Annotated in this window: 7 protein-coding genes; 5 read left to right on the plus strand and 2 right to left on the minus strand. The window is 59.8% G+C overall.

Annotated elements, in window-relative coordinates:
- Both JO015_04580 and JO015_04585 read right to left on the minus strand, forming a co-directional pair.
- A partial coding sequence (locus tag JO015_04580) for a Gfo/Idh/MocA family oxidoreductase (protein ID MBV9998373.1) occupies positions 1-852 on the minus strand: 852 nt, incomplete at its 3' end.
- A gap of 37 nt (positions 853-889) precedes the next feature.
- A complete protein-coding gene (locus JO015_04585) occupies positions 890-1,927 on the minus strand; it encodes a sugar phosphate isomerase/epimerase (GenBank protein MBV9998374.1) in 1,038 nt (345 codons plus the stop codon).
- A gap of 225 nt (positions 1,928-2,152) precedes the next feature.
- Here JO015_04585 and JO015_04590 point away from each other — a divergent pair, with 225 nt between their 5' ends.
- The 5 genes from JO015_04590 to dgt all read left to right on the plus strand — a co-directional run bounded on the left by JO015_04590 (position 2,153) and on the right by dgt (position 7,720).
- Positions 2,153-3,157, plus strand: coding sequence for an inositol monophosphatase (locus JO015_04590; GenBank protein ID MBV9998375.1), 1,005 nt, complete (start codon positions 2,153-2,155; stop codon positions 3,155-3,157).
- A 326-nt stretch (positions 3,158-3,483) separates the two neighbouring features.
- Positions 3,484-4,470: a KpsF/GutQ family sugar-phosphate isomerase gene (locus JO015_04595; GenBank protein MBV9998376.1), complete on the plus strand. Its 987-nt coding sequence runs from the start codon at positions 3,484-3,486 to the stop codon at positions 4,468-4,470.
- Positions 4,471-4,522: 52 nt separating this feature from the next.
- Positions 4,523-5,080, plus strand: coding sequence for an elongation factor P (gene efp / locus JO015_04600; GenBank protein MBV9998377.1), 558 nt, complete (start codon positions 4,523-4,525; stop codon positions 5,078-5,080).
- Positions 5,081-5,231: 151 nt separating this feature from the next.
- On the plus strand, positions 5,232-5,990 hold the full coding sequence (locus JO015_04605; protein ID MBV9998378.1) for a hypothetical protein: 759 nt from the start codon (positions 5,232-5,234) through the stop codon (positions 5,988-5,990).
- A 464-nt stretch (positions 5,991-6,454) separates the two neighbouring features.
- Positions 6,455-7,720, plus strand: coding sequence for a dNTP triphosphohydrolase (dgt, locus tag JO015_04610; GenBank protein ID MBV9998379.1), 1,266 nt, complete (start codon positions 6,455-6,457; stop codon positions 7,718-7,720).
- Positions 7,721-8,103: the final 383 nt, after the last annotated feature.

The following is an 8,103-nucleotide window of genomic DNA, read 5'->3' on the forward strand; positions in this document are numbered from 1 at the left end:
GTTGGGGTGCTCCTGGTGCCACTCCAGGGATGCTTTTGTGCCGTAGACCCGGATCATGAGGTTGTTTTCCTCACCGCACGAGATCTGGGATGCGTAAAGAACGCCCCGCGCCCCCCCGCGGTAGTGCAGGAGCAGGTTGCCGTCATCCTCAAGGCGCCGCCCTTCGACAAAGATGGTGAAATCAGCGCAGAGTTCCTCGATTTCCAAGCCGGTGATGTAGTGCGTCAGATTTTCGGCATGCGTGCCGATGTCGCCGATGCAGGAGCTCGCGCCGGCCCGCTGGGGGTCGGTACGCCAGGCCGCCTGTTTTTGCCCGGCCTGATCGATCGGGTTTAACAACCACCCTTGGGGATACTCCGCCACCACCTTCAGGATGGTGCCGAGCGCGCCGGCCCGTACCCGTTCGCGGGCTTCCTTCACCATGGGATAGCCCGTGTAATTGTGGGTAAGCGCGAACACCTTGCGGGTTCGCCGGACCAGGTCACGCAGGTCCAGCGCCTCCTGCAGGTTGAGCGTCATCGGTTTGTCGCAGACGACGTTGAAGCCCGCTTCCAAAAAAGTCTTGGCCGCAGGAAAATGCGCAAAGTTCGGGGTCACGATCGAGACGAAATCGATGCGCTCGCCCACCGGCAATTTCGCTTCTGCAGCCGCCATGGCCTCGTAGCTGTCATAAACCCGTTTTGGGTCCAGCAACAACAGCGCGCCGCTCTCATGCGACTTGGTCGGGGTCGACGAAAACGCGCCGGCCACCAGCTCAATCTTGCCGTCCAGGTTGGCGGCCAACCGGTGTACCGCACCGATGAACGCGTCTTTGCCGCCGCCGACCATCCCCATCTTCAATTTGCGTGACATGACTCGATTCCTCCTCTTTTTAAGTCCGTATCGGTTCCTACTGTTTTTCGCGTTCAAAGGCGGAATCGAACGCGAGCCGGCTCGGCGTGAAATCGTAACTCCTGACGTTCCGGCAGGACTCCGTCGCCCCATGGACGCGGTCCATCCGGATGTCTTCCCATTCGATGGAAAGCGGGCCCTGGTAGCCGATGTCGTTGAGTGCCACGATGATATCTTCAAAATTGACGTCGCCATGACCGATCGACCGGAAATCCCAGTAACGGCGGTAGTCGCCAAAATCGGTGTGGCCGCCGAAAACCCCGGCATCGCCGTTGCCGTGACCCCACCAGGCGTCCTTCATGTGCGCGTGATAGATCCGGTCGCGGAATTCGCGGATGAACTTGACGTAATCGACTCCCTGGTAGCCCAGATGGGACGGGTCGTAATTGAATCCGAAGCGCCGGTGATGTTTCACCGCCTCCAGTGCCCGATGCGCCGAGGCGATGTCGAAGGCGATTTCGGTCGGGTGCACCTCCAGCGCGAAGTTCACGTTCACTTCGTCAAACACCTCCAGAATCGGGAGAAATCGGCGCCCGAAGTCGTCGAACCCCTTTTGCAGGTAGGCCTGGCCGGTCGGTGGAAATGCATAGCACGCGTGCCAGATGCTTGAACCGCTGAAGCCGATCACCACGGCCGGGAAGTCCAGGTCGTGATGCGGTTTGGCGTTCAGGAAATTGCGGCAGGCGCGGGCGTTTAGTTTAAGCTGTTCGGCCGCCCTTTGCCGTACGCCCTCGGGGTCGCCATCACCCCAGACGTCCGGCGGCAAAATGGCCTGGTGCCGTTCATCGATGAGGTCACAGACCGCCTGGCCGATCAGGTGATTGGAGACGCCGAAAGCCGTCAGGCCGTGATCGGCGAGGATCTGCCAGCGTTCCTGGCAATACTCTTTGGAGTCGGCGGCTTGCTTCACGTCAAAATGGTCGCCCCAACAGGCAAGTTCCAGCCCGTCGAAGCCCATTTGCTTGGCAAGGGGTGCAAGTTCAGTCAGGGGTAGGTCGGCCCATTGGCCGGTGAAAAGGGTTACAGGTCTGGCCATAGGTAGGTACAATGATTCCGATTCCGGGGGCTTGCAGGAAACCGCCTAGCACTCTGGCTGCCAAGGTACCCGTACGCAAGAGAGTTATGGACAGAACGCACCCGTTAGGCCAACCTCGGTTTTCGACACGGGAAAGGCTGCGGCCAACCCCGGGAATGAGGGTTTCCGCGATTCCGCTTGCGGGTCTGATGGGCCGGCGAGGCCGCGGTTCTCCCGCCGTTGCGTATGCCAACCGAACTTGACCGCGAACAGATTCGGCGGCTCCTGCTGGAATTGGGCGGTTTTATCCGCCGTCGCGTCCTGCAGGTCAGAAGCGAGGAAAGCGGCACCGACTTTGCGGCGGTGGCGCGCCAGGACGTCGCCGATACCATCTACGAGATCGACCGGGTGAGCGAGGAAGTCATCGATGCCTGGTTCCAGACTTCGTGGCCGTCGGCCCTGCCGGTCGAAGTGGTGATGGAAGGAATTGACCCTGCGCACCCCTTGATTTTTCCGGCCGGGACCGCCCGCGAGGCCACGCGGTTGAAGGTGATCGTGGACCCGATTGACGGCACGCGCGGCATCATGTACGACAAACGGCCCGCCTGGTTCCTGGCAGGAGCCGCACCCCAGCGGGGACCGGCAACGACCCTGGCGGACATTGAGGTGGCGGTCATGGTTGAGCTGCCGACCTCAAAGCAGTGGCGTGGGGACGCGGTATCGGCGGTGCGGGGTGCCGGCTATCAGGCAACGGCGACAAACGTCCTGACCGGTGAAACCCGCCCGCTGGTGATGCGGCCGTCGCACGCCACCCGGTTCGACCACGGGTTCGCGTATTTCAGCCGGTTTTTTCCGGCCGGCAAAGCCCTCACTGCTCACCTCGAAGAGGAGCTGTGGACCGCCCTCGGCTATTCCACCCGTGGAAGCAACCTCATTTTCGAAGATCAGTACATCTCAACCGGGGGACAATTCTATGAAATGCTCTGCGGTCACGACCGGATGATCGCCGATCTTCGCCCGCTGGTGCGCCGGATTTTAGGCCTCCACGGCGATCTGCACTGCCATCCGTATGACGTGGCGGCCGGATTGATCATGAGCGAAGCGGGCATCGTTCTCGAAAAGCCGTTCGGCGGCCAACTCGATGCCCCGCTCGACACGACCACTTCGGTGGCCTGGGTCGCTTACGCCAATCGCACCCTGGCAGAGCAGGTGCGCCCCGTGATGCGCACGATCTTCGCCGAGCTGTGTTAATCCGCAGAACACGCAGACAACGCAGAAAAGAGAGAAAACGTCCACAGATTACACAGATTAACTGGACCCGGCGCCTCTGCATTTGTGGCATTCTTTGCCGCTCCGAACCCCGAACGCCGAACTCCGAACTCTTTCCTCTTCCCGCCGTGTTCGCCGTGGCTCGCCGTGTTCGCCGTGTGAACTCTTACGTTGTGCCCGCCTTTTCGCTGTGCCCGTGGTGTGACCGTGTGAACTCTTACGTTGCGCCCGCCTTTTCGCTGTGCCCGCCGTGTGACAAAATTCTTGTTTCGACGCGCACGGTCCTGAGTAGACTGCTGGTCCTGTTAATGACCCATCCAAGCCAATACGTGGAACAAGCCCGCCGGGTTTTACGGATCGAGATTGCGGAGCTGCAGCGCCTAACGGCGCGCCTCGATGCCCATTTTGACCGGGCGGTGGAACGGCTTCTGGCCGTTCTGGATGCCGGCAACAAGGTGGTGACGCTTGGGGTGGGTAAATCCGGCGATATCGGCCGCAAAATCGCGTCGACGCTCACCAGCACGGGGAGTCCGGCCGTGATGTTGGACGTGACGAACGCGCTCCATGGTGACCTCGGCATTGTGACCGATGGTGATGCGGTGCTGGCGCTCAGTTACAGCGGCGAAACCGCCGAGTTGCTCAACCTGTTGCCTGCGCTCAAGCGGTTTGACGTACAAATCGTTGCCTTGACCGGCAATGTGGCCTCGACGCTGGCGCGGCACAGCGACGTGGTTCTGGACTGCCGGGTGGAGGCTGAGGCCTGCCCGCTTAATCTGGCCCCGACTTCGAGCACGACCGTGATGCTTGCCTTGGGTGATGCCCTTGCAATGGTGCTGCTGGAGGCACGCGGGTTCCAGAAAGAAGATTTCGCCAAATTCCATCCCGCAGGACGTCTTGGGCGCGTGTTGTTGCAAAAGGTCAGGGACGTCATGCGCCCTCCTGAACGCATGCCGAAGGTCACGCCCGGCGAGACGGTGCTCGGCGTGCTGCACGCCATGAACCAGTGCCGGGCAGGTCTGGCCGTGATCGTTGATTCCGCCGATCAGCGTTTGCTGGGTATCTTCACCCACGGCGATTTTGTAAGGGCGTTTGAAGCGAATCCGGACATGGTGAATGATCCGGTCGAGCGGTATATGGTGCGGCGTCCCGTGACCATCCAGGAAGACCGGCTGGCCGTTGAAGTGCTCAACACCTTGGACCACCATCGGATCGATGACCTTGTCGTGATCAACGCGACGCACCAGCCTGTCGGGCTCATCGATTCACAGGATTTGACGAAACTTAAGCTTTTGTAATCGTTACCGTTTCCGCGGCTTATAAACCAATCCAGCAGCGAAGAATTTTTTTATGCCAGCAGCAAATGACCTTCGAAAAGGCATGGCCATCCGCTACAACGGCGATGTCACCGTGGTGCTCGACGTCCAGCACCGCACACCCGGCAATCTCCGGGCGTTCGTTCAGGCAACCCTCCGCAGCATTCGCACGGGCAAATCGAGCAACGTGCGGTTCGGCTCAACCGAAACCGTGGAACTCGTTGAAGTCAATCGACGCAAGCTCGAGTACAGCTACAAAGACCAGGATGGATACGTTTTTATGGATCCGGATACCTATGAGAGCGAAACGTTGCGTCCGGAACTGTTACAAAACTCGGCGGATTACCTGATCGAAAACCTGGCGGTCGAAGTCCTGTACGCCGAAGGCAAGCCGGTCGCGGTCGAACTGCCGTCGTCAGTGGGCCTTAAGGTTGTGGAATCCGCGGAAGGCCTGCGGGGTGACAGCGCCACCAATGTTCAAAAACCGGCCAAGCTTGAGACGGGTAAAGTGGTCCAGGTACCACTTTTCATTAAGGAAGGCGAAGTCATCAAAATCGATACCCGAACGGGTGCCTACATGGGCCGCGCGTAACGGGTAACGGGTAACGGGTGCCGGGTTCGGTCACACGGCGTCCGGCGATTGGATTTCAGCGTCCGCAATACGAGCTCGTGGATTCCTTTCTGCGTGCTCTGGGGACACTCGTCACTCGACACCCGACACCCGCCATCCCATGATCTGAGCCGTGGCCGGTAAACCTCGTCGCAAGCTCAAGGCCAGCCTCCAAGCCGGATCGACCCGGATGGAAACCGGGCCGGTTATCCCCCTGCGCTGGCTGAAACAGGTCATCGCCGTTTTCCTGATCCCGCCCGCTTTCGTTCTCACCCGCGCGTTCTTCCTTTCGTTTTCGCAGGTAACCATCCATCACAGGTTCTGGGCCTCGGAGGAATTCTGGTTCTTTGCCCTCGGTTCGATCATCTGGCTCATCGCGTTTTTCGGCTTGCCCCGGCCCCTCGTGATGTACGTATTCGGACACGAACTCAGCCACGCCGTCTGGGTGTGGCTCATGGGCGGGCGCGTGTCCAAGTTTAAGGTCAGGGCGGAAGGCGGCTATATCGTTACTGATACAAATAACGTTTGGATTACGCTGGCGCCGTATTTTTTCCCGATCTACAGCGTTTTGGTGTTGATGATCTACGGGGGCCTGAGCGCGTTCGTTGACGTCGAACCGTACCGCCGCTGGTTGTTTGGGGCGATCGGGTTTACCTGGACGTTTCACCTGACGTTCACAATCTGGATGCTTTGGAACGGCCAGACCGATCTCATCGAGCACGGCACGTTCTTCTCCATGATGGTAATCTACCTTATCAATTTTGCCATCCTCAGCGTGATGCTGATCCTGGCCAGCCGCGACGTGACGTTCCGGTCCTTCGGCCACGAACTGCTCCAAGGCGCGATGGACGTTTCAGACCTCGTCCTCCGCCTGGCCCACGTCAAACGATAAACCAGCCCCCCGGTCACACGGCGGGCACAGCGGGAAGAGGAAAGGGTTCGGAGTTCGGAGTTCGGAGTTCGGAGTTCGGGGTTCGGAGACGTCGTATCACCGGGTCCAATCGTCCGGTAGAGCACGGTGGGAAGACAGAATCATCCGCAGAACACGCAGAAAAAAGATTACCAGCCCCGGCGCCTCTTCATTTGTGGCATTCTCTGCCGCTTCGAACTCCGAACCCTTTCCTCTTCCCGCCGTGGTCGCCGTGCTCCGCCGTGGCGCCGTGTGAACTCTTACGTTGTGCCCGCCTTCCCGCCGTGCCCGCTGTGTGACCGAACCCCGAACTCCAAACTCCGAACTCCGAACTCTTTCCCCTCTTCCCGCCGTGTTCGCCGTGTGAACTCTTACGTTGTGCCCGCTGTGTGACCGAACTTCCCCTGATTGCCCTCGCCCGTTAAGCCAGGTATCATCACCGGCTTGTGACCCCACTCCAGCCGAACGCGTTTTACGGGCCTTTCGATCTCGAATCTCCTGAGCCGCGCGATGCGGACGATTACCGCACGCCTTTTCAGACCGACCGAGACCGCATCATCTACAGCTCGGCGTTTCGACGGTTGCAGGCCAAGACGCAGGTTTTTCTCTCCGGCGAATTCGATTTTTACCGCACCCGGCTCACCCATTCGTTGGAGGTCGCCCAGATCGGCCGGAGCATTTGCGGCTTCCTGCACCAGACCTCGCCTTTGTTAACCAGCGGTTTTTATGTCGATCCGGACCTGGTCGAGGCGGTTTGTCTGACGCACGACCTTGGCCACTCGCCGTTCGGACATGCCGGTGAGCGGACGTTGCACCATCTGATGCGAACGTTCGGCGGCTTTGAAGGTAACGCCCAAAGCCTCCGGATCATTACGGAAACCATCTACCCGGGCCTGACCGCCCGTCGCGGCATGAACCCCACCCGGGCGTTTGTCGACGGCATCCTGAAGTATAAGCGTTTTTTCGCGGACCATCCTTCCGCTGAAAACCATTTTTTATACGACGAACAAGCCCGGTTCCGTGACTTCGTGTTTGCCGGCGTCGACCTGGGTGCGATCCCGGAATTAAACCGTTTTCGGAGTCTCGAGTGCGAGATCATGGATTGGGCGGACGACACCGCCTACTGCCTCAACGACCTGGTCGACAGCATCAACGCCGGCTTCCTGCGTTTCGAGCGGGTAGAACGCTGGGCGAGCGAAAAGAACCTGACGGGCGATGCTGCAACCCACGCCGCGACGGTGCTGTCAGCCATCAAGGACCGCAAAGCCGAGCCACGTTTCGGGAGAAAGATCGGTTACTTTATCCGGGCGACGTCGATCCGGGAACGTCAGAATCCGATGGCTGCACTGACCAACCGCTACCGGTTCGGACTGTCGGTCGATCCTGCGGTTCGCGCCGAGGCCAACCTTTATAAGCGAATCTCACAAGACCTCGTTTTCGACCATTCCCAACTTCATCAGCTCGAGCGGAAAGGGCGGGTAATCCTCGAGGGAATCTTCCGCGCGTTCGCGGATATGTACCTCCGCGATTCGGAGCCGGCGCTCCGGTTGCTCCCTGAAAGTTTTGACCGCCTCGTCCGCGAACAGACCACCGATCGGATGCGGGCCCGGATCGTCTGTGATTACCTTGCCGGAATGACCGACGGTTTTGCGGTCCGGACCTATAAACGCCTGTTCGATCCTGAGTTCGGTTCAATTCTGGATCTGGGGTAGGCGGGCACGGCGGATCCACAGATTAAAAAGTTCATCCGCAGAACACGCAGAAGGACGCAGAAAAGAGAAAACATCCACGGATTACACAGATTGACACAGATTAAGGGCACACGATCGCACGGCGGGCACAGCGGGTGTGGCGGGCACAGCGACAGAGTTCACACGGCGAACACGGCGAGCCACGGCGAACACGGCGGGAAGAAGAGTTACAGAGTTGACATCGGCGGCGCTTCCCCAAGCTCGTGGCCGCCACCCATTACTCGTTACCCGTTACCCGCCACCCTCTTCCATTCGTGGCGTTCTCTTCCGCGCCGACCTCCGAACTCTTTCCCCCTCTTCCCGCCGTGGCCCGCCGTGTTCGCCGTGTGAACTCTGTCGCTGTG

This window comes from Verrucomicrobiota bacterium (assembly GCA_019247695.1).
Classification (GTDB): domain Bacteria; phylum Verrucomicrobiota; class Verrucomicrobiia; order Chthoniobacterales; family JAFAMB01; genus JAFBAP01.